Raw genomic sequence first — 25,045 nt, forward strand, 5'->3', positions numbered from 1 at the left:
CTGCACCTTAGACTTTTTTCCTAGTGTGTGCCCCTTGATTTGCCATTTGTGCCCCCTCCCGGTGCGTGTCGCCTGCGGGTGGGTCAAGGCGGCGTATCGACGCGTGGCCAGGGAACCCTGAGAACGGGTTCCGCGTCCAATGGCCAAGCGCTATCTGACCGCGCTGCCCGCCGGTATACTGCCGGCCATCGCTTAACCCCATGGAGAGATGAGCATGCTGCCTCGCCTGTTGCTCGGCTTTATCGCTGCCGCCAGCCTGACCTTGACCGGCTGCGCCCTCAGCCCGCAACAACTCAACCCGACGCCCGAATTCAAGGGGCCGGTCGCCGCCGTTGGCCAGGGCCAGCCGGTGGTGGTGCGTGTCGTCGACGGTCGCCCGAGCACCGCGCTGGGCACCCGGGGCGGCCTGTATTCGGAAACCAGCCAGCTGACCGTGCGCAGCGAAGACGTGATTCCCAAGCTGCAGCTGCAGGCCGAAACCGCCGTGCGCCTGCTGGGCTTCACCCCGTCGGCCAACGCCTACAACGCGCCGCAGCTGACCCTGACCCTGTCCGAGCTGAAGTACCAGTCGCCGAAAGAAGGCGTGTACGTCACCGAGGCCGACATCGGCGCCACCTTCCGCGCCGACGTGCAGAGCGGCACCCGTCGCTACAGTGGCCGCTACGGCGCTTCCACCAACCAGCGCTTCGGCATGGCGCCCAACCAGGCGACCAACACCAAGCTGGTGAGCGACGTGCTCAGCGATGCGCTGACCCGCGTGTTCAAGGACCCGACCATCGGCCAGACGCTGAACCAGCGCTGAGCGAACCGGCCATGAAAAAGCCCGCCAGTTGGCGGGCTTTTTCATGGGCCGCTGATAGCGGTCAGGCGGCCTGGCGATACGGGTCGACTTCGAAGAAACGCATGCGCTCGTCGGTTTCCGGCAAGTCCAGGTGTTCGTGGCCGCAGGCCTGGGTGTAGACCAGCCAATGGTCGTCCTGGACGTTGAACGAGAGTTCCACGACCACGGCTTCGATTTCATCGAGGTGGTCGATCAGGTAGGCGTTTTCGTGGGGGATGATGTCGAGCATGGCGAATCTCCTTGGCGAAAGACCGGATAGGCAACAGTCGTTGAAGCCAGCAACGTGCCAGGGCGCAGGAAAGGTCTTAGACCATTTCTCGATAATTCTTACGCTCGTCGTAAATAAGCGTTGTGCGCTGGCTGCAAGGGCGGCCCAGCGGATAAAATGCGCGTCGATTGTTTCTCATCCATGACGGGCCATGCCCGTTCGTCCAGACTGACCCCCGCTTTGCTTCGAAGTCGATGGTGTGCAGTTCTGAAGCGGAGGTTGTGATGTCGCTGCAGGCGCTCTGGAGTCTGTTCCAGGCCCATCCCGGTCGTATCGTGAACGACCTGGCCCTGTTCTTCGCCCTGGCCGGAGGCTGGCTGTTGCTGGCGACCCGCCGCCGTGAACGCCTTGCCCTGGCGCGCCTGGCCGCCGAAAGCGAGATTGCGCCGGTGCCGCTGGACAGTGTCGAGCCAACCGCGCGGATGAACCGCTTCTTCTACCGCTTCGGCTTCGCCTGCATGGGCCTGGCCGTGGCGGTGAGCTGGTACAGCACCCAGCTCTGAGCCGAGAAACGAAAAAGGCGCCCGAGGGCGCCTTTTTTCATGCCTGCTGCTTGAGCCGGTACTGGTTCAGCACCGGGTTGGCGTACTGCAGGATGAGGTGGCCGCGCTGCTCCGCGGGGCATTCGCCCAGGCGACGCTCCCATTCGGTGCGCGCGCGCTGCAGTTCCTCGGCCTTGAACAGGGTTTCGGCGCGGGGCACGTCGAGGGCCGCGTCGCGCAGGTCGGACGCCTCGTAGGCCAGGTAGTGCACCGGGAACAGCCGATAGTTGCCGAGGATCTGCCGGTCCAGTTCGGCGGCGAGCTGCTTGGCGTCGGCGAAGTTGCCGGTGATCTCCTCGCCGAAATTGATGTGCACCCGTCCCTTGTAGCCGGTGATGCCCTGCACGATGCTGCGATCGTCTTCGCCCGGCGCCTTCTTGTACTCGCCGGTGGTGGCGCGGGTGAACAGCTCGCGGGCCTTGGCGGCATCGCACGGGTCGTACTCGTAGCTGATCGACACCGGGATGAGGTGCAGCTCGCGGATGACGTCGGCGAACGGCTCGTCCTTGCGGCTCATGTGGAACATCTTGAGGATCGCCGAATCGGTGCGGTCGTCACCGTCCTTGGCGCGGCCCTCGGCCTGGGCGATCCAGATCGACTGGCCGTCGTTCCTGATCGAGTGGTTGATGTAGGCCGACAGGTTCTGGTACGCCGCCAGCTTCTCGCGGCGGCCGCTGATGGAGCGGTGCACGATGAAGCTCTTGTTCAGGCGCATCAGGTCGCTGACGAAGGGCTTCTGCAACAGGTTGTCGCCGATGGCGATGCGCGGCGTCGGCAGCTTGGCGTGGAAGATCGCGTAATTGCAGAAGGCCGGGTCCATCACGATGTCGCGGTGGTTGGCGATGAACAGGTACGCGCGGCCGGATTTCAGGCGCTCGACGCCGGAGTAGGTGACGCCGTCGGTGGCGTGCTCGATGGTCCGGTCGACGTAGGGCTCGAATTTGTCCTGCAGCGCGACGACGCTGCGGATGCCGGTGACCTCGCGGGCCAGCCGATGGGCTATAAGTGGTCTGAGCAGCCAGCCGAACGGTCCGGACAGACGCGGGAAACGGTAACGCGCCAGCGCGCCGAGAAAGGCGTCATCGCTCAGCAGGCGTTGCAGGACAGCCGGGACTTCGGCGTCATTGTACGGTCGGATGGCTTCGAACTCGCCCATCATGCTCTCTAATGAATTTTTCGGGGTGTCACGGCCGGGCCGCGACGTAGACGGCTCGGAAGGGGCCCAATGAACGGACGGTCCGGCTGGGCACCCAAAAAGACCGCGCGATTATAAACGGAAGTCACGGGGGAACCAGCGATGCTCGAAAGTCAGGCGTATTCCTGCCCCTATTGCGGCGAGCCGGCCGAGGCCGTACTCGATCTCTCCGGGGGCGACCAGAGCTACTATGAAGATTGCCCGGTGTGTTGCCGGCCGATCCTGTTCCAGCTTCACACCGATGGTGTGGAGTGGACCCTGGAAGTCCAGCGCGAGGACGACTGATGCAGCGAATCTACGAACCTGCCGACCTGATCGAAGCCGAACTGCTGGGCGGCATGCTGGCCAACGAGGGCATTTCGTCGCACCTGGGCGGCCGCCACCTGGTCGGCGGCATCGGCGAGCTGCCGGGGCTGGGGCTGCTGCACCTGTGGGTGGAGGATGAGGTGGCCGAGCGGGCGCGGGAGCTGATCGCCGCGTACAATGCCGCGCAACCCTTGCCGGGTGCCTTCGATGATCACGAGGGAGGCCCTGGCGTCCTGCTGTGCTGACCGCCGTCCACGTCCTGCGATGACCCTCCGCCCATGACCAGCCGTTATGCCCTGTTCCGCTGGAACCGCGAGCTTGCCGACAGCGCCGGCTTCCCGGCTGACCTGCAGCCGCAGTGGAGCGTCGCGCCCGGCGCGCGGGTGCTGATGCTGCGCGAGGAGGAAGGCCGGCGCCAGGCCGACCTGGCGCGCTGGGGCCTGACCCCGGCCTGGCTGAAGGACCTGTCGCGCACCCCGGCCCATGCCCGCGCGGAAACCATCGCCGAACAGCCGATGTTCCGTGACGCCTTCGCCCAGCGCCGCTGCCTGCTGCCGGCCAACGGCTTCTACGAATGGCGCGGGGTGCGCAAGCGCCCGCACTGGATATCCGGTGGCGGGCTGATCTGTTTTGCCGGGGTGTGGGAGGCGTATCCGGTGCAAGGCCACATCTATTACAGCGTGGCGATGCTGACCCAGGCGGCGGGCGAGATGCGCCGGCCGCTGATCCTCGATGTGCAGGAGCAGGCGCAGTGGCTGTCGAACCAGACGCCCATGGCGCGGCTGCTGGAATTGCTGCAACTGCCCCAGGCACGGCTGCGCGAGCAGGCGCTGGCGAACTTTGTCAACGATCCGGCCTGCAACGGGCCGGAGTGCTTGACGCCGGCGTGATATGGCGGGCCAAGCCCTGCCCTCACCCTAGCCCTCTCCCGGAGGGAGAGGGGACCGATCGATGCAGGATGAAACCTTGGCATCAGCCGGCACGGACGGCTCCCTCTCCCTGGGGAGAGGGCTGGGGTGAGGGGGAAGGACGGCAGCGGGGACGCTAGGACCGTAGGGCGGATAACCCGGAACGGGTTATCCGCCGATTGCCCCACGCGGATAACGCTGGCGCGTTATGCACCCTACGCCTGAATCGAATTCCCCGTAGGAGCGGACCTTGTCCGCGAAGGCTTCTTCCCGCCGGGCCAGGTGCGTGGGTGGTTCGCGAACAAGGACTAGGGCGTCCCCCTCGGTCCTACGAAAAGCGGCGCCGCTTCTGCTCGTTAGATTCGCAGGACCGTAGGGCGGATAACCCGGGGCGGGTTATCCGCCGATTGCCCCGCGGTGGATAACGCTGGCGCGTTATGCGCCCTGTGACCTGATCGGGGGGAGGATAAACTCGTGGCATCAGCCGGCACAGACGGCTCCCTCTCCCTGAGGGAGAGGGTTGGGGTGAGGGGGCTTCGCCGTGGGGCGGGTTCGCGAGCAAGCTCGCTCCTACAGGGGCGAGCGCCCGGCCAGGCCGAACAACCTTACACCTTGAACTGATTCACCAGCCGGCGCTGCTGCTCGGCCAGCTTGGTCAGCTCGGCGCTGGCCTGGGAGGCTTCGTCGGCGCCGCCGGCCACCTGGTTGGCGACCATGCCGATGTTGCTGACGTTGCGGTTGATGTCCTCGGCCACCGCGCTCTGCTCCTCGGCGGCGCTGGCGATCTGGGTGTTCATGTCGTTGATCACCGACACCGCCTGGGTGATCGACTCCAGCGCCTGGGCCGCTTCGCCGGCGTGGCGCACGCTGTCCTCGGTCTTGTCCTGGCTCTGCTGCATCACCTGCACCACTTCGCGGGTGCCGTTCTGCAACTGCTGGATCATCGACTGGATTTCCTCGGTGGCCTGCTGGGTTTTCTGCGCCAGGTTGCGCACCTCGTCAGCGACCACCGCGAAGCCGCGGCCCTGCTCGCCAGCGCGGGCCGCCTCGATGGCGGCGTTGAGCGCCAGCAGGTTGGTCTGCTCGGCGATGCCGCGGATGGCCACCAGGATCGCGTTGATGTTCTCGCTGTCGCGGGCCAGCGACTGGACCACGCCCACGGCGCGGCCGATCTCGCTGGCCAGCGCCTGGATCGCCTCGGAGCTGCTCTCGACGATGCGCTTGCCGTGGTGCGCAGCCTGGTCGGCGTGGTTGGCCGCTTCGGCCGCGTGGGTGGCGTTGCGCGCGACGTCCTGGGCGGTGGCCGTCATCTCGTGGACGGCGGTGGCCACCAGCTCGATTTCCGCCAGCTGCTTCTGCACGCCCTGGTTGGTGCGGATGGCGATGTCGGCGGTGTGCTCGGAGGAATCGCTGACGTGCTGCACCGAGGTCACCACCTGGCCGATCATGCCCTGCAGCTTGCCAAGGAAGGTGTTGAAGCCCTTGGCGATGGAGCCCAGTTCGTCGGCGCGGTCGCTGCTCAGGCGGCGGGTGAGGTCGCCTTCGCCCTGGGCGATGTCGTCGAGCATGCCCACCAGTTGGCGCAGCGGACGGGCGATGCCGTGGCCGACCAGCCAGATGACGACCAGGCCGATGGCGGCGATGATCAGGCCGACCAGGGTCATGCCCAGGGTGTCGCTGTCGCGCTGGGCCTTGAGGTCGCTCTGCAACCGGTTCAGGTCACCCAGCACGGCGCCTTGGGGCAGTTGCAGCATCAGCGTCCAGCGCGCGCCGGAGTCGGCGATGGTGAAGGGCAGGAACAGCTCGATGTGGCCGTGTTCCTTGTCCACCGAGGTCAGCGGCTGGTCGAGGGTGAGCTTGGTCAGGTTGGCCACTTCGTTGGCGTCCAGCACACTGCTGGCCGGCTCGCCGAGCTTGGCCGGGTCCTTGGTGTAGGCGACCAGGCGGCCGTTGGTGGAGATCAGCGCCATCTCGCCGGCACCGTCATACAGCTGGCTGTCGGCGGCCTTGAGCAGGTCCTGGATGAAGTCCAGCGACAGGTCCACGCCGACGGTGCCCTTGAACTGGCCCTTGACCATGATCGGCGCGTTGAACGAGGACATCAGCACCATCTTGCCGCCCATCTCGTAGGGCGCCGGGTCGATGATGCAGGGCTGGTGCTTCTCTTTCGGGCACAGGTAGTACTCGCCCTCGCGCACGCCGGTGGGCTGCATCTTCTGGCTTTCCAGGGTGTCGCCCATGGCTTCCACGGTCAGGCTGCCGTCCTTGCGGTACCACCAGGGCATGAAGCGGCCGCTGGCGTCGTAGCCGGGCAGGCCGACGTACTGGCTGTCGTTGCCGGCGAAGGCGTTGGGTTCCCAGCCGGCGAAGGCGTCGAGCAGCTTGGGGTTCTGCGCCACGGTCTGGCGCAGCAGGTTGGACATGCCGGCGCGGCCGATGCCCAGCAGCGGCTGGCCGTTGGCGTCGGTTTCATCCAGCAGGGCGTTGGTGCTGGCCAGCTCGCGGGCGATGGTAAGGGGGTATTCCAGCTCCCGCTGGATCTGGCTGACCTGGCCGCGCGCCAGCGCCACCAGGCGCTCATTGATCACCTGCTCGAGCAGCGCCTGGGTGCGTTCCTGCACCAGCGCCTGGGTCCGCGAGCCGGCGAACAGCGCATACAGCACCAGCGCCGCGACCACTGCCAGAACGCTGGCACCAGCCAGCGCCACCACGGAAAACTGGATCGACTTGAATTTCATACGCGTACCCGGAATGTGCCAGAGACCTGCTTGTCTATCTGTATCGGCAGGCCCCGGGATTTTCCTTAGGCGGCCGTTGTAATGGGTTGTAACGCCGCTGTTGGCTGCCTGTTGCAGGATTGTCGGCGCTGACCGGGAGGTCTAGCATGTGATGTCAAAATGAAATTATCGGGTCGCGCACAGCGCTCAAGGCTCGCCGTTTTGCCGGCGGGCGGAACGCTGTGGCGACGCTCGCGCGGCTGTGCACCGAGGGTTTGCCCAGGCGCAGCGCGAACACCACGACCGGTGGCGCAGGGCGTCATCCGGTGAGCCGGTCCGCTTTCCTAAGTCACTGCTGCACCGGCTGTTTCCTGCCAGTTGCCGGGCATCGGGGGTGGGCCTACCATGCGCGCTGTTCGTGGGAGATTGCATTGTTTCGGGAGAGCAACATGCCCAGAGTATTTCGTGTCGCAGGCCTGGCCGCAGCCCTGCTCCTCACCGCTTGCCAGCAGGTGAACACCACCAGCGGCGGGGTCGTCGGCGTCGATCGCAAGCAGAACATGTTCAGCATGTTGTCCAGTGCGCAGGTCGACCAGATGTATGCGCAGTCCTACCAGCAGACGCTCGGCGAGGCCTCCAAGGCCGGCAAGCTGGATGCCAGCAGCAGCGACGCCAAGCGCGTGAAGGCCATCGCCGCGCGGTTGATTCCGCAGACCGGCGCCTTCCGCTCCGACGCGCCGTCCTGGCAGTGGGAAGTCAACGTGATCAAGAGCGACGAGCTCAACGCCAACTGCGGTCCGGGCGGCAAGATCATCGTCTACACCGGGCTGATCGATCAGCTCAAGCTCACCGACGATGAACTGGCCGCCGTGATGGGCCACGAGATCGCCCACGCCTTGCGTGAGCACGGCCGCGAGGCCATGTCCCGCGCCTACGCGGAGCAGATGGGCCTGGGCATCGGTGGCGCCTTGCTGGGGCTGGGTCAGAACAGCGTGGACCTCGCCCACCAGGTGGTCGAGTACAGCCTGACGTTGCCCAACAGCCGGCAGAACGAGAACGAAGCCGACCTGATCGGCCTGGAATTGGCGGCGCGAGCCGGCTATAACCCCAACGCCGCGATGACCCTCTGGCAGAAGATGGGCCAGGCATCGAACGGCGAGGCGCCGCCGGAAATCCTCAGCACGCACCCGGCGGACAGCACGCGGATGGCCAACCTGCAGGCCGCCATCCCGAAGGTCATGCCGCTCTACGAGCAGGCCAAGGCCCGCTGAGCATTGGTTTTGCAGCAGTGGTTCGTGATTCTCTCGAACGGCCAAGGGCGGCGTAAGGTTGCGCCGCCCGATCCAGTGAACAGGGAGCACCCGTGAAAATCGCTGTACTCGGAGCCACCGGGCTCCTGGGCCACCATGCCGCCCGCGCGATCAAGGCGGCCGGCCACCAGTTGGTGCTGATCCATCGACCCTCGTCGCAGATCCAGCGCCTGGCCTACCTCGAGCCGGAGTGCCGGGTTGCCGAACTCTTCGATCACCAGGGGATGGCCCGCGCGCTCAGTGGGTTGGACGCGGTGATCTTCAGCGCCGGGTATTACCCGGTGCGCCCCCGTCGCTGGCAGGAGGAGGTCGCCAGCGCGCTGGACCTGACCAATCACTTCTACGCCGCCTGCCTGCAGGCGAAGGTGCCGCGCATCCTCTATGTCGGCTCCGCCTTCGCCATGCCCTTGCACCCGCAGGGGCTGCCAGGGCACGAGGGGCTGTTCTACGAAGGGCTGCCCACCGGCAAGAGCGCCTACGTGATGTGCAAGTGGGCGCTGGATGAACAGGCCCGCGAGCAGGCTCGCGGCGGATTGCCGGTGGTCATCGGGATTCCCGGCATGGTGCTGGGCGAGCTGGACATCGGCCCGACCACCGGCCGCCTGATCACTGCCATCGGCCGCGACGAGATGCTTCACTACGTGCCGGGCCGGCGCAACGTCATCGACGCCTCCGAGGCCGGGCGCGGTCTGCTCATGGCGCTTGAGCGCGGACGGGTGGGCGAGCGCTACCTGCTCACCGGGCACAACATCGAGATGGCCGCGCTGACCGCCACCATCGCCAAGTTGCTGGGCAAGCCGGCGCCGACCCCGATGCCGCTGCACCGTGCCCGTGCGCTGGCCACCCTTGGCCGCTGGCGCTACCGCCTGACCGGCAAGATGCCGCTGCTGGACGACACGGCGATCGAAGTCATGGCCGGCGGGCAGTTCCTCGATGGCCGCAAGGCGCGCGAGGAACTGGGCTTCGAATCCCATGTGCCGCTGGAGGACACGCTGGAGCGGGCGATTTCCTGGTTCCAGGCCAACGATTACCTCTGAAGCGGGCTCAACCCCTCTGTGGAGGAGCGGAGTTTCTCCGCGACCACCTTGCCTGAGCCCCGGCCTGCCGGCCGGATTCGCGGATAAGATCCGCTCTTGCAAGAGCCCCTCACCCTAACCCTCTCCCGCAAGCGGGAGAGGGGACCGTTCGGCGCAGGAGGAACCCACGGTGTCAGCCGGCATGGTGTAGGAGCGAGCTTGCTCGCGAACCGCACGGCACCGAGTGGCGCCTTGTTCGCGAGCAAGGGCTGGGCGTCCCCCTCGGTCCTACGAAAAGCCGCTGCCGGGCAGGCTCGGGTTCCCCTTGTAGGAGCGGAGCTTCTCCGCGATCACCTTGCGGCGGTGCCTTGCCCGAGCCCCGGCCTGCCGGCCGGATTCGCGGATAAGATCCGCTCTTGCAGGAGCCCCTCACCCTAGAGGGGACCGTTCGGCGCAGGAGGAACCCACGGTGTCAGCCGGCACGGTGTAGGAGCGAGCTTGCTCGCGAACCGCACGGCACCGAGTGGCGCCTTGTTCGCGAGCAAGGGCTGGGCGTCCCCCTCGGTCCTACGAAAAGCCGCTGCCGGGCTGGCTCGGGTTCTCCTTGTAGGAGCGGGCCATGCCCGCGATCGCGCGCATGGCGCGCTCCGGCAGTTCGTGGACGTGGGTGACAGGCGCACAGAAAAAAGCCCGGCTCATGGCCGGGATTTTTCGGGGTTCAGGGCAGCGCCTTTTCGGCGAACGAGCGGTTGGGCAATCCCATCTGTGCGCGGAAGCTTTCCATGTCGAACAGCGTACACAGCTCCTGCACCTGGTTCTGGCTGTTGAACACCCAGAAGCCCATGGCCGAGATGCTGACGATACGGTCGCTGACCGGATACCCCAGCACCGGGCGGGCGATGCTGCCCATCAGGGTGCTCCAGGTGAAGACCTTGTGGCCCTCGCGGATGCATTCCTCCACCGCCACCTCCAGGTCTTCCATGCCACTGCGAATCTCCTCCACCAGCGCGCGGTAGCCGGCGTTGTCCAGCGGCTGGGCGGTGAAGGCGCTCTTGTAGATGAAGTCCGGGCTGTGCAACTGCTCCACCAGCGCCAGGTGTCCCTTGTTCCAGGCCAGGTCGATGTGCTGGCGGGCAATCTTCTTCAGGTCTTTTTCCGGCATGGCGACATCCTTTGTCGGGGAGGCTCAGGCGCCACTGTGTATCGCGGGCGATACACAGGCATTGGCCGGCGCGCCAGCCCCCCGACGAAAAGCGGCCGCTCAGAGCACCCCGGAGAGCTTCAGCGCGTGGTAGACGGCGGCCAGGCCGAGGACGGCGAAGGCAGCGGCGGCCAGGCGGCGGATCAGGTTCAGCGGCAGGCGTTCGGCGGCGAAGTTGCCGGCCAGTACCACCGGTACGTTGGCGATCAGCATGCCCAGGGTGGTGCCGATCACCACCAGCCAGAAGTGCGGGTACTGCGCGGCCAGCATCACCGTGGCGACCTGGGTCTTGTCGCCCATTTCGGCGAGGAAGAAGGCGATCAGGGTGGTGAGGAACGGGCCGAATTTCTTCAGCGAACCTTCTTCGTCGTCATCGAGCTTGTCCGGAATCAGGGTCCAGCCGGCGACGGCGAGGAACGACACGGCCAGTACCCAGCTCAGGGTGCTTTCCGAGAAGAACGAGGCGACCCAGCTGCCAACGGCGCCGGCGGCGAAGTGGTTGGCCAGGGTGGCGGCGATGATCCCGGCGATGATCGGCCAGGGCTTGCGGAACCGCGCGGCGAGGACGAGCGCAAGCAATTGCGTCTTGTCGCCGATTTCCGCCAGGGCAACGATCAGGGTAGGGACGAAGAGGGATTCCATCAGGCTTCCTAAGGGGCGGGTCGACGAATCACCATGACACGCGCCACCTGCCCGCCCCGGGTCAGGTTGCTCGTGTCATAGGTCTTGTCAAACCCCGGCCTGAACGCTGCAGGCCTGGATCGTACGCGCCATGGTCTGCGGACCAAGTGTGTTGACGCGTACCGGGCGAGCTGGGCGCTCGCGGGAGACTACTCCCCTAGGACGGGGCGCATTCTGCCCAAGTCGTAGGACTTGGGCAAGCCGCTTGTAGGATCAATCGTGCTTCGGACGAATGTCCATTTCCTCGTAGCGCACGAAGCGGGTGCCGTTCTTGAACCGGTAGCCCAGCCAGATCGCCAGGAACAGCGGGATGGTGATGTAGGTGGCGACCAGCCCCGCCCAATCCACGTGCTCGCCGACGAAGGCCTGGTAGTTCTGCCCCAGGGTGATGATCAGGCACAGGGTGAAGGCGAACAGCGGGCCGAGGGGGAACCACTTGGCGCGGTAGGGCAGGTCATCGAGGTTGCCGCCCTGGACGACGAAGCCTTTGCGGAAGCGGTAGTGCGACACCGCGATGCCCAGCCAGACGATGAACCCGCACATGCCCGAGGCGTTGAGCAGCCAGGTGTAGACGGTCTTGTCGCCGATGAAGCTGGTGAGGAAGCACAGCGCGCCGATCAGCGTGGTGGCATAGAGCGCATAGCGCGGCACGCCGCTCTCGGACACCTGGGTGAACAGGCGCGGCGCCTTGCCCTGGGTGGCCATGGTGTAGAGCATCCGGGTCGAGGCGTACATCCCCGAGTTACCCGCCGAGAGGATCGCCGAGAGGATCACCGCGTTCATCACGCCGGCCGCGGCGGCAAGGCCCGCGCGCTCGAACAGCAGGGTGAAGGGCGAGGTGCTGATGTCGGTGCTGTCGGTCTTGAGCAGGTTCGGATCGGTGTAGGGGATCAGCATGCCGATGACGAAGATCGACAGGATGTAGAACATCAGGATTCGCCAGAACACCTGGCGGATGGCAATCGGAATGGACTTGCGCGGGTTCTCCGACTCGCCCGCGGCGACGCCGATCAGCTCGGTGCCCTGGAAGGAGAAACCGGCGATCATCGCCACCCCGATCATTGCCTGGAGGCCGCCGACGAAGGGCGCATCCCCCGTGGTGAAGTTGCTGAAACCAGGGCTGTCGATGCCGTGCATGATGCCGATGATGCTGGCCAGGCCAATGCCGATGAAGATCACCACGGCCACCACCTTGATCAGCGCGAACCAGAACTCGCTCTCGCCGAACCCCTTCACCGAGAAGAAGTTGAGCATGAACATGATGGCCAGGAAGCCGGCGCTCCAGTACATGCCGGCGACCTCCGGGAACCAGAACTTCATCACCAGCTGCGCGGCCACCAGCTCGGCGGCGATGGTCACCGCCCAGTTGTACCAGTAGTTCCAGCCCATGGCGAAGCCGAAGCCATCGTCGATGAAACGGCTGCCGTAGGTGCAGAACGAGCCGGAGTCGGGGATGTACGCCGCCAGCTCGCCGAGGCTGGTCATGAGGAAGAACACCATCAGGCCGATCAGCGCATAGGCCAGCAGCGCGCCGCCGGGGCCGGCGGTGGCGATGGTGCTGCCTGAGGCGACGAACAGGCCGGTGCCGATGGAGCCGCCGATGGCGATCATGTTCAGGTGGCGCGGCTTGAGGGAGCGCTTGAGATGATGCGGCTTCTCCTTCGGCCCCATGGCGAATGTCAGTTCGACGTCATCTTTGATTCTGCGATTCACGGGTGTCCTCGATAGTTCAGGGCGAGCGGCGATGCGCCGATCCGGGCGGGCTCGGTGGAGTGTAGTGCGAGCCGTGGATCAGCGCCGGGCGCTGTAGATTCGGAAGCCGTCGGCCTCGGCCAGAGTGCGGCAGGGGCCCAGGTGCTGTTCGATCAGCGGCGGGTATTTCAGGAAGCTGTTGGCCACCAGGCGCAGCTCACCGCGGGGCGCCAGGTGGCGGGCCGACTGGCGCAGCAGCTGTTCGGTGGCGGCGTAGCTGGTGTGCACGCCCTGGTGGAAGGGCGGATTGCTGACGATGGCGGCGAGATCCTGCGGCGCGGCGTCGATGCCGTCGCCGGCGATCACCTCGCCCTCCAGGCCATTGGCGGCCAGGGTCAGGCGGCTGCTTTCGACCGCGAAGGCATCGACGTCCAGCAGGGTTAGCCGGCTCTGTGGATAACGTCGCTTGAGCGTGGCGCCGAGTACCCCGGCGCCACAGCCGAAGTCCAGCAGATGGCCGCTTGGCAGGTCGGCTAGGTGTTCCAGCAGCAGCGCGCTGCCGCGATCCAGCCTGCCATGGCTGAACACGCCGGGCAGGGTGATGACCTGCAGCGGGCCGTCGGCCAGCGGCAGTTCGTAGCGTTGCGCCAGGCCATGCAGGTCGGGCGCGGCCGGCGCGCCGTCGATGTGGGTGTGCCACAGCTGGCAGTGACGGGCGCTGTCCAGCTTGCTGGCGCGGCCGAATTCGCCCAGCTGCTTGCTGGCGCGTTCGACGCCGGCGCGTTTCTCGCCAACCAGGTACAGCTCACCATCGGGCACGGCGCTGGCCAGGGCGGCCAGCAGGTAGTCGGTCAGCTCGCGGGACTTGGGCAGGAACAGCACGGCGGCGTCGAACTGGCCCGCCGGCGGCGTGGCGCCGAAGTGGCAGCGGCCGGTATGGCGGTTTTCAAGCTGTCGGGCATCGCCGGCGTGCCAGCTCCAGCCCTGGGCATGGGGTAGCTCGCCGAGCAGGCCGTCGGCGGGCAGGCCGGCGAGCAGGACGCGGCCCTGGAAGCGCTCGATCTGGCGCAGCAGCACTTCACTGGTGGGGGCGTTGGACATGCGGCCTCCTCGAAAAAGGGCGCGAGTTTAGCAGGGCTGCCGCGGCCGGGCCTAGGCGAGCCGCACCTCGGCGTTCTTCCAGAAGTCGTCGCCGCGCAGCTGCAATACGCCTGCCGCGACCTGTTCGCGCAGGCGCCAGGCGGCCAGCAGGTCGCTGACGAACAGGCCGTCGACATAGGCCATGGTCGGGCCGATCAGTGATTGCACCGGGCGCCAGGATTCGCTGGCGCTGTCCAGCAGGATGCGGTCGATGTGCGCATAACCGGTGCCGCTCAGTTGACCGTCCAGCCACAGGCGCAGCTCGGCGTTCTGGGCCAGCGCCTGCTGCCAGTCGGCGCCCAGGCGCTGGCGCTCGGCGGCGTCCAGTTCGTGGCTGGCGGCCAGGGCGTTGGCCAGCTCCACGGGTTTGAGCATGGCGATGGCGTGACGGTCCTCGCTGCGGCACTGGCCGCTGCCGGCGCCGACGCTGCGCACGCTCACGTGGGCCGGCAGGAGCGCGCAGACGCGGCGCAGCAGCAGTTGCTCGCTGGCGCTGTCGCCGTGCCAGAGGGTGATGCTGGCGGCGTCCGGGTTGCGCAACCAGGTGGCGTCGCTGGCCAGTTCGCTGGCGATGGCCCGCTCCCGCAGGACGTCGCCGCCCAAGGTATGCCAGAACGCGGCGCGCTGCTGGCAGGGCGGCTGATCCACATCGCCCAGCGGGCCGACGGCCAGGTCGTCCGGCATTACGCGGATTTTCTTCTCGGTCAGCACGCCGTCGGCCACTGCCCGGCGCAGGGCCTCGGCGGCGCCATCGCCGCACACCAGGTGCAGGCTCATGCTGCCACCACCCGGCGCGGCTCGCCGGCGAGGAAACCGGCGGCGTTCTCGCTCAATTGGCCGACGATGCGCTGCCGGGCTTCACGGCTGCCCCAGGCGCTGTGCGGGGTGAGGATGAAGCGCGGGATATCGCCGGCCAGCAGCGGGTTGCCGTCGCGCGGTGGCTCGACGCTGAGCACGTCGAACGCCGCGCCGCCCAGGTGGCCGCGGCGCAGGGTATCGGCCAGCGCCTGCTCGTCCACCAGCCCGCCGCGGGCGGTGTTGATCAGGAAGGCGCCGGGTTTCATCAGGTCCAGTTCGCGCTGGCCGATCAGGTTGCGCGTGGCGTCGGTCAGCGGGCAGTGCAGGGTCAGAGCGTCGACTTGCGGCAACAGCTCGTCCAGCGCCAGCCGATCGGCGCGCGCGGGGCGGCCCGGCAGCGCGCCCAGCAGCACGCGCATGCCGAAGGCCTCGGCCAGTTTTGCCACCGCGCCGCCCAGCTCGCCGTGGCCGAGCAGGCCGAGGGTCTTGCCTTCCAGCTCGACGATGGGGAAGTCCAGCAGGCAGAACTGCGGGGCCTTCTGCCAGCGGCCCTCGCGGATCGCCGCCTGGTAGTCCGGCAGGCGGGTGGCCAGGGCGAGCAGCAGCATCAGGGTGTGCTGCGCCACCGACGGGGTGCCGTAGCCCTGGCAATTGCTCACGGTCACGCCGTGGCGGCGCGCGGCGTCGAGATCGACGTTGTTGGTACCGGTGGCCGCCACCAGGATCAGCTTGAGTTGCGGGCACTGCGCGAAGACATCGGCGTCGATCCGCGCCTTGTTGGTGATCGCTACCTGCGCCCCCTGCAGCCGCTCCGCCACCTGGTCCGCCGTGCTGCCCGCGTGCAGCAGCAGTTCGCTGAACACCGCGCGCAGCGGTGCCAGGTCGAGGTCACCGAGGTCGAGGGAGGCATGGTCGAGGAAGACGGCGCGAGCAGGATTCATGAGCGATGACACCTTGATCGAAAGGGCGTGATGAAGGGGATTCTCGGCACAACCGGTGGCGAGGACAACCCGGTCTGCCCGCAGACGGAGGCCCGGAATGGCGATTCAGTGATGGTAGTTGTTTGAGTGAAAAGTCTGACAGGCGTTTCGGGTTTCCCTCATCTGCGCGGTGGCGGCGACTTCGTAGAGTCCCCTCATCGACGATTCGAGGTGACTCACGATGATGGGGTGGATCCTTTCCGGCCTCGGTGCCGCCGGCCTCACCGCGCTGGGCTTCATGGGCGCATGGGCCTGGTCCCGGGCGGGGGCGCCCGTGGCTCACGCCGGTGCTCAGCGGAACAATCGGGTGTATTCGGCAGGTACCGAACCCCTGTTGTGCTTCGGCGCGCTGATGGCGGCGTGCAGTGTCGGGGACGGCAGCGCGCCGCCGCACGAGCAGTTGCAGCGCTGGGGCATCCGCGATGCCGGGTCGGCGCGCAGCATCCTGCAGGACCTGTTCATGCAGGCGCAGAGCCGCACGCTGGACGATGACTTCCTGCGCTTGCAGCGCAAGGAGCCGAGCGCCTTCGACGGCGAACAGCGGTTGCGCTGGAAGCAGGCCCGACGCGCGTGGAGCCGGGCGGGGCTGCGTGTTCCGCAGGACCTGTCGATGTCCGCCTATGAACTGGAGCGCATCGCCTGGCTGGCTCGGCGCAGTCATGCCTGTGCGTATCTGGACGAGTCGGCGTTCTGGCTGACCCTGACCTGGGTGGCGGAGGCCGCGCGCCGCACCTTCACCGACTGGCAGGCCTACGCCGCCTCGTTCGTGCTCGCGCGCGCCGTGCTGCTGCGGGAGGAGTGCTCTGCCGGCGAAGCCATCAGGGCATTCAAATCCCTGCTGGACGACCCGCGTGGCGCGCCGGCGGGCCTATGGCGCAGCCACCCCTTGGCGGAGATCGAGGTGCGCGATGTGCTATTGCAGCTGGAACGCTACGACGCCGCGCCGCAGCGCCCGTCGCGCGACGCCTTGCTCGCCTTCGGCGCGCTGATCGCCACTTGTGGCGGCGCGCGCATCGACCGGTTGGCCATTGCGCCGCATCAGCACGAGCAGCACCGGCAGTGGCTGGCGCGGCACTGGCAGGCCGCCGATTCGGTGCAGGTGCGCAAGCGTTTGGCGTGGCTGCTGGAGACCGGCAGCCGCAGCCGTCTCGACGCGATTCTGCGGCAGGCTGCCAACGCGGAAGGGGCTTCGCCGCCCGCGGGCGGGCAAGGCAGCCCCGCCGCCCGTTACGAGCAGGGGCGGCGCGCCTTACTCAAGGCGGGGCACGACCCTGAGTGCATCGATCATTGTCGCAGCGTGCTGGGCTACGACCTGGAGCGCGCGGCGTTCGGCGCCCGGCTGGCGTTCAGTGCGGGGCTGCTGGATGAACAGCGCCTGTGGAATGCCCTGCGGCATATCGCCCGCCTGGCGCGCGACGCCTTCGAGAGCTGGGAGGATTACCTGGTGTCGGTGGTGCTGGGGCATGCCCTGGCGAACGACAACCGACAGGCGAGCCAACAACTGATCCGCAGCGCAACGACGCTGCTCGACGGCATCTGTCCGTTCCCCGAATACCGCTCGCCCTGGCAGGCCTGCAGCCTGGCGCGCCTGCCATTGCTGCACAGCGTGCCTCAAGCCGTCGCGCAGTGAGCGGTCGTGCGCCGTTGCCCTTGTCGCGCCCCCGGCGATTCGTATAGAACCTGAGCTTTTCCACGGGTATTCGGAGGCGCGATGTACTGGGCGGAATTTCTCACGGTGGCGTTCATTCACCTGCTGGCGGTGGCCAGCCCCGGCCCGGATTTCGCCGTGGTCGTGCGCGAGAGCGTGACCCACGGCCGGCGCGCCGGCACCTGGACGGCCCTGGGCGTGGGCAGCGCGATCTTCCTCCACGTCACCTATTCGCTGCTGGGCATCGGGCTGATCGTGTCGCAGTCCATCGTGCTGTTCAATGCACTGAAATGGCTGGCGGCGGCCTACCTGCTGTACATCGGCTTCAAGGCGCTGCGCGCGCGCCCGGCGGGCCCGGCGGCCGCCGAAACGCTCGCCGCGCCGGTAGCCCGCAGCGCGCGCGGCGCCTATGTCGCCGGCTTCGTCACCAACGGTCTGAACCCCAAGGCCACGCTGTTCTTCCTCTCGCTGTTCACCGTGGTGATCAACCCGCACACACCGCTGGCGGTGCAGGCCGGTTACGGCGTTTACCTGGCGTGCGCGACCGCCGCCTGGTTCTGCCTGGTGGCGCTGCTGTTCAGCCAGCAGCGCGTGCGCGCCGGCTTCGCCCGCCTCGGCCACTGGTTCGACCGGCTGATGGGCGTGGTGCTGATCGGCCTGGGGATCAAGCTGGCGTTCACCGAACTGCGCTGAGGATCGCTTTTCGCAGGAGCGAGCTTCTCGAGAACAGCTTCGCGGCGGGGCGGGTTCGCGAGCAAGCTCGCCCCTGCAATGCACCATGAAAAAGGGGCGCCTCGGCGCCCCTTTTTCATGTGCGGCCCGGGATCAGACCAGCTCGATCGCCACTGCGGTGGCTTCGCCGCCGCCGATGCACAGCGAGGCCACGCCGCGCTTGCCGCCCTTCTTCTGCAGGGCGTTGATCAGGGTGACGATGATCCGCGAGCCGGTGGAGCCGACCGGGTGGCCCTGGGCGCAGGCGCCGCCGTAGACGTTGACCTTGGCGTGGTCCAGGCCGTGTTCGCGCATGGCGAGCATGGTGACCATGGCGAAGGCTTCGTTGATCTCGAACAGGTCCACGTCGTCCTTGCTCCAGCCAGCCTTCTTGAACAGGTTGGTCATGGCGCCGATGGGGGCCAGGGTGAACTCGGCCGGGTCCTGGCTCTGGGTGGCGTGGGCGACGATCTTCGCCAGCGGCTTCAGGCCACGGCGGGCGGCTTCCTCTGCGGTCATCAGGACCAGCGCGGAGGCGCCGTCGGAGATGGAGCTGGCGTTGGCGGCGGTGATGGTGCCGTCCTTGCGGAACGCCGGACGCAGGCCGGGAATCTTCTCCAGGTTGGCGGTCAGCGGCTGCTCGTCGTCCTTCACCACAGTCTCGCCCTTGCGGGTGGTGACGGTGACCGGGACGATTTCCGATGCCAGCGAGCCGTCGGCGATGGCGGCCTGGGCGCGCTTGAGCGATTCGATGGCGTAGGCGTCCATTTCTTCGCGGGTGACGTTGTATTGATCGGCGGTTTCCTGGGCGAAGGAACCCATCAGGCGGCCGGTGCGGGCGTCTTCCAGGCCGTCGAGGAACATGTGGTCCTTGATCTCGCCGTGGCCCATGCGCAGGCCGGTGCGGGCCTTCTCAAGGACGTAGGGGGCATTGGACATGCTCTCCATGCCGCCGGCGACCATCACGCTGTTGGTGCCGGCCTTGAGCAGGTCGTGGGCCAGCATCACGGCCTTCATGCCCGAGCCGCAGAGCTTGTTGATGGTGGTGCAGCCGGTGGCGGCGGGCAGGCCTGCGTTCAGCGCCGCCTGGCGGGCCGGGCCCTGTTTCAGGCCGGCGGGCAGTACGTTGCCCATGATCACTTCCTGCACGTCCGCGGGCTGGATGCCGGCACGGGAAATGGCTTCACGGATGGCGATGGCGCCCAGGTCGACGGCGGAAACGCCGGACAGGCTGCCCTGGAAGCCGCCCATGGGAGTACGGGCGCCGCTGACGATGACGATCTCGGACATGAAACTAACCTCTTCGCTCTTGTTGTAGAAGTCCGCACGGGGCCGCGTGCTCGGCGGCCGCAGGCCCATGCGTGCTCCGGGTAAAAGGTACCGGTCGTGAACGACCGGGCGCGGGGATTCTACCGCGTGACCGGATGTGGCCAAAGAGTCATCGGCAAATCACTCTTTTGACTGATGAATGGACACCCGCGGCGCTCTAGAGTCGGTCTCATCCTCATAAGACTCAACTCGACGTCCAGCCTTGAGAGTGCGCACGCCATGCTGAAAACCCGTGTTATCCCTGCTGCACAGAACGCCTATCAGTACCCGCTGTTGATCAAAAGCCTGCTGCTGTCGGGCAGCCGTTACGAAAAGGGCAGGGAGATCGTCTACCGCGACACCGTGCGTTACAGCTATGCCACCTTCAACGAGCGCGTCGCCCGGCTGGCCAACGTGCTCAGCGAGGCCGGCGTGAAGGCCGGTGACACCGTGGCGGTGATGGACTGGGACAGCCACCGTTACCTCGAATGCATGTTCGCCATCCCGATGATCGGCGCGGTGCTGCACACCATCAACATCCGCCTCTCGCCGGAGCAGATCCTCTACACCATGAACCACGCCGACGACCGCTTCGTGCTGGTCAACAGCGAGTTCGTGCCGCTCTACCAGGGCATCGCCGGGCAACTGACCACGGTGGAAAAGACCCTGCTGCTCACCGACGGCGCCGACAAGAGCTGCGCGCTGCCCAATTGCGTGGGCGAGTACGAGACCTTGCTGGCCGCCGCCAGCCCGCGCTATGCGTTCCCCGACTTCGACGAGAACTCGGTGGCGACCACCTTCTACACCACCGGCACCACCGGCAACCCCAAGGGCGTGTACTTCACCCACCGCCAACTGGTGCTGCACACCCTGGCCATGGCCTCGACCATCGGCAGCCTGGACAGCATCCGCCTGATGGGCACCAACGATGTGTACATGCCGATCACCCCGATGTTCCACGTACATGCCTGGGGCGTGCCCTACGTGGCGACCATGCTGGGGGTGAAGCAGGTGTATCCGGGGCGCTACGAGCCGGAACTGCTGTGCAAGCTGATCCGCGAGGAGAAGGTGACCTTCTCCCACTGCGTGCCGACTATCCTGCAGATGATGCTCAATGCCGCCAGCGCCAAGGACCACGACTTCGGCGGGCTGAAGATCATCATCGGCGGCAGCGCGCTCAACCATGCGCTGTACGACGCCGCCAAGGCGCGCGGCATCCAGCTCACAGCCGCCTACGGGATGTCCGAGACCTGCCCGCTGATTTCCTGTGGTTACCTCAACCAGGAACTGTGCGCCGGCAGCGAGGACGAGCGCACCACCTACCGCATCAAGGCCGGGGTGCCGGTGCCGCTGGTGGAAGCGGCGATCATGGACGAGCACGGCGAGTTCCTCCCGGCCGACGGTGAATCCCAGGGCGAACTGGTGCTGCGCGCGCCGTGGCTGACTCAGGGCTATTTCCGCGAGCCGCAGAAGGGCGAGGAACTCTGGGCCGGCGGCTGGCTGCACACCGGCGACGTGGCAACCCTGGACGGCATGGGCTTCATCGACATCCGCGACCGCATCAAGGATGTGATCAAGACCGGCGGCGAGTGGCTGTCCTCCCTGGAGCTGGAAGACCTCATCAGTCGTCATCCGGCGGTGCGCGAGGTGGCCGTGGTCGGCGTCCCCGACCCGCAATGGGGCGAGCGCCCGTTCGCCCTGCTGGTGCTGCGTGATGGCCAGGCGCTGGACGCCAGGGCGCTGCGCGAGCATCTCAAGCCTTTCGTCGAGCAGGGCCACATCAACAAGTGGGCGATTCCCTCGCAGATCGCCGTTGTTACTGAAGTTCCCAAGACCAGCGTCGGCAAGCTCGACAAGAAGCGTATCCGGGTAGACATCGCCCAATGGCAGGAAGCCGGCAGCGCTTTCCTCTCCACGGTGTGACCGACGACCGGCAAGTCACGGTTTTCGCGCGCCGTGCCAAGCAAGCGCTTGGCACGGCGCAGCCCAGTGGCGACGCCGCCTCAGCGCCAGCGCAAGCGTCTAGTCAGGGGCTTTGTAAGCGAAATCACACTTTCGAGCGATCAAGGCGGTCAGGTCGCTGGATATAGTCGGTGTTACTCATAACAAAAAACACATGGAGTAGCGTCGATGAAAACCATGAAACATATCTGGCGCCTCGCGCGGCTGCCGCTGGCAGTCAGCCTGGCGTCCTCGCTGGCGGCTCCGGCTTCCGCCGTCAGTTTCAACATCGGGGAAATCGAAGGTTCGTTCGACTCGACGCTGTCCGTGGGGGCCAGCTGGTCGACGCAGAATCCGAACAAGAACCTCATCGGCGTCAACAACGGCGGCAAGGGCCTGTCCCAGACCTCCGACGACGGCCACCTGAACTACAAGGCCGGCGAAACCTTCTCCAAGATCTTCAAGGGCATCCACGACCTCGAGCTGAAGTACGAGGACACCGGCGTGTTCCTGCGCGGCAAGTACTGGTACGACTTCGAGCAGAAGGACGAGAGCACCGAGTTCAAGCCGCTGTCGGACCACAACCGCAAGGAAGCCGCCCAGGCCTCCGGCGCGGAGCTGCTCGACGCCTTCATCTACCACAACTACACCATCGGCGAGCTGCCGGGCACCGTGCGCCTGGGCAAGCAGGTGGTGAACTGGGGCGAGAGCACCTTCATCCAGAACGGCATCAGCGTGATCAACCCGTTCGACGTCACCGCCTTCCGCCGTCCGGGCTCCGAGATCAAGGAAGCCCTGGTGCCGGTGAACATGTTCTACCTGTCGCAGAACCTCACCGACAACCTGTCCGCCGAAGGCTTCTACCAGCTGGAGTGGGACCAGACGGTGGTCGACAACTGCGGCACTTTCTTCTCCCAGCCGGACGTGGTGGCTGACGGCTGCACCCAGAACCTCGCGGTGCTGACCAACAACGCGGCATCGATCCGCACCCTGAACGGCCTGCTCGGCCCGAACCTGGCGGTCACTCCGTCGCCGTGGAACGAAGGCCTGGTGGTCAAGCGCGGCCCGGACCGCGACGCCCGCGACAGCGGCCAGTACGGCTTCTCCCTGAAGTACTTCGCCGACAGCCTGAACACCGAGTTCGGTGGCTACTACATGAACTACCACAGCCGCCTGCCGATCTTCTCCGGCCGTGGCGCCGACACCTCCAAGGTCGCGCAGATCAACCAGCTGATCACCAACATCGCGCGGATCAGCCCGTCCCTGGCGGCCCAGGCTGGCGCGGCGGCGATGGCGGGCAACTCCAGCTACTTCATCGAGTACCCCGAAGACATCCGCCTGTACGGCCTGAGCTTCTCCACCACGCTGCCCACCGGCACCGCCTGGCAGGGCGAGATCAGCTACCGGCCGAACGCCCCGGTGCAGCTGAACACCACCGACATCCTGTATTCCGGCCTGGACCCGGTGTCCATCGGCGGCAACCACGTCTACGACAATGCCTCCGTGCTGACCGGCAATGCCGGCCAGGACCTGCACGGCTACCGCCGCAAGGAAGTCACCCAACTGCAGACCACCTTCACCCACTTCTTCGACCAGGTCATGGGCGCCGAGCGTCTGACCCTGGTGGGCGAAGTCGGCTGGACCCACGTCGGCGGCCTGGAAAGCCAGAACAAGGCACGCTACGGCCGTGACCCGGTCTTCGGACCCGGCCCGCTGAACGGCTCCCTCAACGGCATGGCCACCTGCGAGGCGCTCAACGCCTCGACCCTGGGTACCCCCAACGCCAACAACGTCAGCCGCAACTGCGAAAGCGAAGGCTTCACCACTGCCGACTCCTGGGGCTACCGCGCCCGCGCCATCTGGGACTACAACGACGTCTTCGCCGGTGTGAACCTCAAGCCCAACGTGGCCTGGTCCCACGACGTCGACGGCTACTCCCCCGGCCCGGGCGGCAACTTCGAGGAAGGCCGCAAGGCCGTCAGCCTGGGTATCGACGCCGACTACCTGAACACCTACACCGCCAGCTTGGCGTACACCAACTACTTCGATGGCAAGTACTCCACGGTCGACGATCGCGACTTCGTCAGCCTCAGCTTCGGTGTGACCTTCTAAGCCGGCCGTTCAACCGGCAAGCGGCCCGCCCTTGCGGCGGGCCACCCGCGCGGCCGGGTGACCTGGCCACGCGAGCAGCAGACAAGACCCGCGACCCGCCCTGGCAGCAGCATCCGGCTGGGGCGGCCATCGCGGCGGGCAAAGACTCAACGAGGACGACAAACGCATGAGAACAACAAAGATCCTGCTGCACACGGGCGCCCTGGCGCTCAGCCTCATCGCCTCCCAGGTGATGGCGGCCGTCTCTGCCGATGAAGCGGCCAAGCTTGGCACCACCCTGACCCCGATGGGCGCGGAAAAGGCCGGCAACGCCGACGGCAGCATCCCGGCCTGGACCGGCGGCCTGCCCAAGAATGCCGGCACCGCCGACAGCAAGGGCTTCCTCAGCGACCCGTTCGCCAACGAGAAGCCGCTGTTCACCATCACCGCGCAGAACATGGACCAGTACAAGGACAAGCTGACCCCTGGCCAGCAAGCCATGTTCAAGCGCTACCCCGACACCTACAAGATGCCGGTGTACCCGACCCACCGCACCGCCACCGTGCCGGCCAACGTGCTGGAGGCGACCAAGAAGAACGCCACCTCCACCAAGCTGCTGCAGGGCGGCAACGGTCTGGAGAACTTCCAGGTGGCCAACCCCTTCCCGATTCCGAAGGACGGCCTGGAAGTCATCTGGAACCACATCACCCGCTACCGTGGCGGCCATGTTCGCCGTCTGGTGACCCAGGCCACCCCGCAGGTCAACGGCTCCTACTCGCTGGTGTATTTCCAGGACGAATTCGTCTTCCGCACCGACCTGAAGGACTACGACGCCAGCAAGCCGAGCAACGTCCTGTTCTACTTCAAGCAACGCGTCACCGCCCCGGCGCGCCTGGCCGGTAACGTGCTGCTGGTGCACGAGACCCTCGACCAGGTGAAGGAACCGCGCCTGGCCTGGCTCTACAACGCCGGTCAGCGCCGCGTGCGCCGCGCCCCGCAAGTCTCCTACGACGGCCCGGGTACCGCCGCCGATGGCCTGCGGACCTCCGACAACCTGGACATGTACAACGGTGCGCCGGACCGCTACGACTGGAAACTGGTGGGCAAGCAGGAGCTGTACATCCCGTACAACAACTACAAGATGGACGATCCGAAGCTGAAGTATTCGGACATCATCAAGCCTGGCCACCTCAACCAGGACCTGACCCGCTACGAGCTGCACCGCGTATGGCACGTGACCGCCACCCTGAAGCCGGGCGAGCGCCACATCTACGCCAAGCGTGACTTCTTCATCGACGAGGACACCTGGCAGGCCGTGGAGATCGACCACTACGACGGTCGCGGCACCCTGTGGCGCGTGGCTGAGGCCTTCAACCAGTACTACTACAACTACCAGGTACCGTGGTACACCGCGGAAACCCTGTATGACCTGCTGTCCGGTCGTTACCTGGTGCTGGGTCTGAAGAACGAGGAGAAATCCGCTTACGACTTCAACTACAGCGCTTCGGAAAGCGACTTCACCCCGGCAGCGCTTCGCCAGGAAGGCGTGCGCTGATCCCCCGATCCCCACGGGTGGTTCCGCGGTGAGAAAAACCGGCCTTCGGGCCGGTTTTTTTATGGCGGATCATCCACCGGATGAATGAAGGGCTGAATCCAGAGAGCCTTCTGGTCACATTGTGGGCAAAGGTAACAAAATCGGCTTCTAATCCCGCCCGCGAGCGGCTAGGCTCGGTCAACAGTGTGCCTTTCGT

At 66.5% G+C, this 25,045-nt stretch carries 22 protein-coding genes and 1 riboswitch; of the genes, 12 read left to right on the forward strand and 10 right to left on the reverse strand.

Features of this window, described 5'->3' with window-relative positions; translation table 11 throughout:
* Nucleotides 1-214: 214 nt before the first annotated feature.
* The gene (locus tag ACNFIA_RS13790) at nt 215-802 is read left to right on the forward strand and encodes a YajG family lipoprotein (RefSeq protein ID WP_259757242.1); all 588 of its coding nucleotides are present in this window, start codon (nt 215-217) and stop codon (nt 800-802) included.
* A 61-nt stretch (nt 803-863) separates the two neighbouring features.
* Here the strand turns inward: ACNFIA_RS13790 and ACNFIA_RS13795 are convergent, their stop codons facing one another.
* Entirely contained in the window at nt 864-1,070 is a 207-nt protein-coding gene (locus tag ACNFIA_RS13795; RefSeq protein ID WP_416785640.1) for a hypothetical protein, read from the reverse strand.
* 263 nt (nt 1,071-1,333) lie between these two features.
* Between ACNFIA_RS13795 and ACNFIA_RS13800 the strand changes: the two genes are divergently transcribed.
* The gene (locus ACNFIA_RS13800; protein ID WP_416785642.1) at nt 1,334-1,612 is read left to right on the forward strand and encodes a hypothetical protein; all 279 of its coding nucleotides are present in this window, start codon (nt 1,334-1,336) and stop codon (nt 1,610-1,612) included.
* Nucleotides 1,613-1,649: 37 nt separating this feature from the next.
* On the opposite strand, the gene ACNFIA_RS13805 is transcribed toward ACNFIA_RS13800, so the two are convergent.
* Nucleotides 1,650-2,810: a 1-acyl-sn-glycerol-3-phosphate acyltransferase gene (locus tag ACNFIA_RS13805; RefSeq protein WP_259757238.1), complete on the reverse strand. Its 1,161-nt coding sequence runs from the start codon at nt 2,808-2,810 to the stop codon at nt 1,650-1,652.
* A gap of 138 nt (nt 2,811-2,948) precedes the next feature.
* Here ACNFIA_RS13805 and ACNFIA_RS13810 point away from each other — a divergent pair, with 138 nt between their 5' ends.
* Genes ACNFIA_RS13810 through ACNFIA_RS13820 form a run of 3 tightly spaced genes read left to right on the forward strand, consistent with a single transcriptional unit; the run spans nt 2,949 to nt 4,042 of the window.
* Nucleotides 2,949-3,131, forward strand: a complete 183-nt coding sequence (locus ACNFIA_RS13810; RefSeq protein WP_192430807.1) for a CPXCG motif-containing cysteine-rich protein — start codon at nt 2,949-2,951, stop codon at nt 3,129-3,131.
* The gene (locus tag ACNFIA_RS13815) at nt 3,131-3,397 is read left to right on the forward strand and encodes a DUF2007 domain-containing protein (protein ID WP_259757237.1); all 267 of its coding nucleotides are present in this window, start codon (nt 3,131-3,133) and stop codon (nt 3,395-3,397) included. The genes ACNFIA_RS13810 and ACNFIA_RS13815 overlap by 1 nt, the downstream gene beginning before the upstream one ends.
* A gap of 33 nt (nt 3,398-3,430) precedes the next feature.
* Complete coding sequence (locus ACNFIA_RS13820) at nt 3,431-4,042, forward strand: SOS response-associated peptidase (RefSeq protein WP_416785647.1); 612 nt, start codon at nt 3,431-3,433, stop codon at nt 4,040-4,042.
* 623 nt (nt 4,043-4,665) lie between these two features.
* Here ACNFIA_RS13820 and ACNFIA_RS13825 read toward each other — a convergent pair.
* Entirely contained in the window at nt 4,666-6,798 is a 2,133-nt protein-coding gene (locus ACNFIA_RS13825) for a methyl-accepting chemotaxis protein (protein WP_416785650.1), read from the reverse strand.
* Nucleotides 6,799-7,226: 428 nt separating this feature from the next.
* On the opposite strand from ACNFIA_RS13825, the gene ACNFIA_RS13830 reads away from it, so the two are divergent.
* Complete coding sequence (locus ACNFIA_RS13830; protein WP_259757233.1) at nt 7,227-8,048, forward strand: M48 family metallopeptidase; 822 nt, start codon at nt 7,227-7,229, stop codon at nt 8,046-8,048.
* A 92-nt stretch (nt 8,049-8,140) separates the two neighbouring features.
* Nucleotides 8,141-9,124 (forward strand): NAD-dependent epimerase/dehydratase family protein, encoded by a 984-nt coding sequence (locus ACNFIA_RS13835; protein ID WP_259757232.1) that lies wholly within the window; start codon nt 8,141-8,143, stop codon nt 9,122-9,124.
* Nucleotides 9,125-9,821: 697 nt separating this feature from the next.
* Here the strand turns inward: ACNFIA_RS13835 and ACNFIA_RS13840 are convergent.
* From ACNFIA_RS13840 to ACNFIA_RS13865, 6 genes are all read right to left on the reverse strand, one after another.
* Entirely contained in the window at nt 9,822-10,265 is a 444-nt protein-coding gene (locus ACNFIA_RS13840) for a ketosteroid isomerase-related protein (protein WP_416785654.1), read from the reverse strand.
* A gap of 99 nt (nt 10,266-10,364) precedes the next feature.
* On the reverse strand, nt 10,365-10,946 hold the full coding sequence (locus tag ACNFIA_RS13845; protein ID WP_259757229.1) for a TMEM165/GDT1 family protein: 582 nt from the start codon (nt 10,944-10,946) through the stop codon (nt 10,365-10,367).
* A 15-nt stretch (nt 10,947-10,961) separates the two neighbouring features.
* A riboswitch (yybP-ykoY riboswitch) is annotated at nt 10,962-11,155 on the reverse strand.
* A gap of 43 nt (nt 11,156-11,198) precedes the next feature.
* Nucleotides 11,199-12,656: an amino acid permease gene (locus tag ACNFIA_RS13850; RefSeq protein WP_259759727.1), complete on the reverse strand. Its 1,458-nt coding sequence runs from the start codon at nt 12,654-12,656 to the stop codon at nt 11,199-11,201.
* Nucleotides 12,657-12,776: 120 nt separating this feature from the next.
* Nucleotides 12,777-13,778 carry a class I SAM-dependent methyltransferase gene (locus tag ACNFIA_RS13855; protein WP_259757228.1) on the reverse strand — a complete coding sequence of 334 codons (1,002 nt, stop codon included), beginning with the start codon at nt 13,776-13,778 and terminating at the stop codon, nt 12,777-12,779.
* Nucleotides 13,779-13,829: 51 nt separating this feature from the next.
* Nucleotides 13,830-14,594: a DUF1835 domain-containing protein gene (locus ACNFIA_RS13860; RefSeq protein WP_416785658.1), complete on the reverse strand. Its 765-nt coding sequence runs from the start codon at nt 14,592-14,594 to the stop codon at nt 13,830-13,832.
* Nucleotides 14,591-15,556, reverse strand: coding sequence for a 2-hydroxyacid dehydrogenase (locus tag ACNFIA_RS13865; RefSeq protein WP_416785661.1), 966 nt, complete (start codon nt 15,554-15,556; stop codon nt 14,591-14,593). Before ACNFIA_RS13865 ends, ACNFIA_RS13860 begins: the two co-directional genes overlap by 4 nt.
* Nucleotides 15,557-15,776: 220 nt before the next feature.
* Between ACNFIA_RS13865 and ACNFIA_RS13870 the strand changes: the two genes are divergently transcribed.
* Nucleotides 15,777-17,225 carry a DUF1266 domain-containing protein gene (locus tag ACNFIA_RS13870; protein ID WP_416785663.1) on the forward strand — a complete coding sequence of 483 codons (1,449 nt, stop codon included), beginning with the start codon at nt 15,777-15,779 and terminating at the stop codon, nt 17,223-17,225.
* A gap of 81 nt (nt 17,226-17,306) precedes the next feature.
* Nucleotides 17,307-17,936 carry a LysE family translocator gene (locus ACNFIA_RS13875; RefSeq protein WP_416785666.1) on the forward strand — a complete coding sequence of 210 codons (630 nt, stop codon included), beginning with the start codon at nt 17,307-17,309 and terminating at the stop codon, nt 17,934-17,936.
* 132 nt (nt 17,937-18,068) lie between these two features.
* On the opposite strand, the gene ACNFIA_RS13880 is transcribed toward ACNFIA_RS13875, so the two are convergent.
* Nucleotides 18,069-19,244 carry a thiolase family protein gene (locus ACNFIA_RS13880; RefSeq protein ID WP_416785668.1) on the reverse strand — a complete coding sequence of 392 codons (1,176 nt, stop codon included), beginning with the start codon at nt 19,242-19,244 and terminating at the stop codon, nt 18,069-18,071.
* A gap of 258 nt (nt 19,245-19,502) precedes the next feature.
* Between ACNFIA_RS13880 and ACNFIA_RS13885 the strand changes: the two genes are divergently transcribed.
* The 3 genes from ACNFIA_RS13885 to ACNFIA_RS13895 all read left to right on the forward strand — a co-directional run bounded on the left by ACNFIA_RS13885 (nt 19,503) and on the right by ACNFIA_RS13895 (nt 24,849).
* Nucleotides 19,503-21,185, forward strand: coding sequence for a fatty acid--CoA ligase (locus ACNFIA_RS13885; protein ID WP_416785669.1), 1,683 nt, complete (start codon nt 19,503-19,505; stop codon nt 21,183-21,185).
* Between the two features lie 207 nt (nt 21,186-21,392).
* Nucleotides 21,393-23,315: a DUF1302 domain-containing protein gene (locus ACNFIA_RS13890; protein ID WP_416785672.1), complete on the forward strand. Its 1,923-nt coding sequence runs from the start codon at nt 21,393-21,395 to the stop codon at nt 23,313-23,315.
* A gap of 166 nt (nt 23,316-23,481) precedes the next feature.
* Complete coding sequence (locus tag ACNFIA_RS13895) at nt 23,482-24,849, forward strand: DUF1329 domain-containing protein (RefSeq protein ID WP_259757220.1); 1,368 nt, start codon at nt 23,482-23,484, stop codon at nt 24,847-24,849.
* Nucleotides 24,850-25,045 lie beyond the last annotated feature (196 nt).

Origin of the sequence: Pseudomonas sp. NY15437, from assembly GCF_048068435.1 — a bacterium.
Taxonomy (GTDB): Bacteria; Pseudomonadota; Gammaproteobacteria; order Pseudomonadales; family Pseudomonadaceae; genus Pseudomonas; species Pseudomonas nitroreducens_B.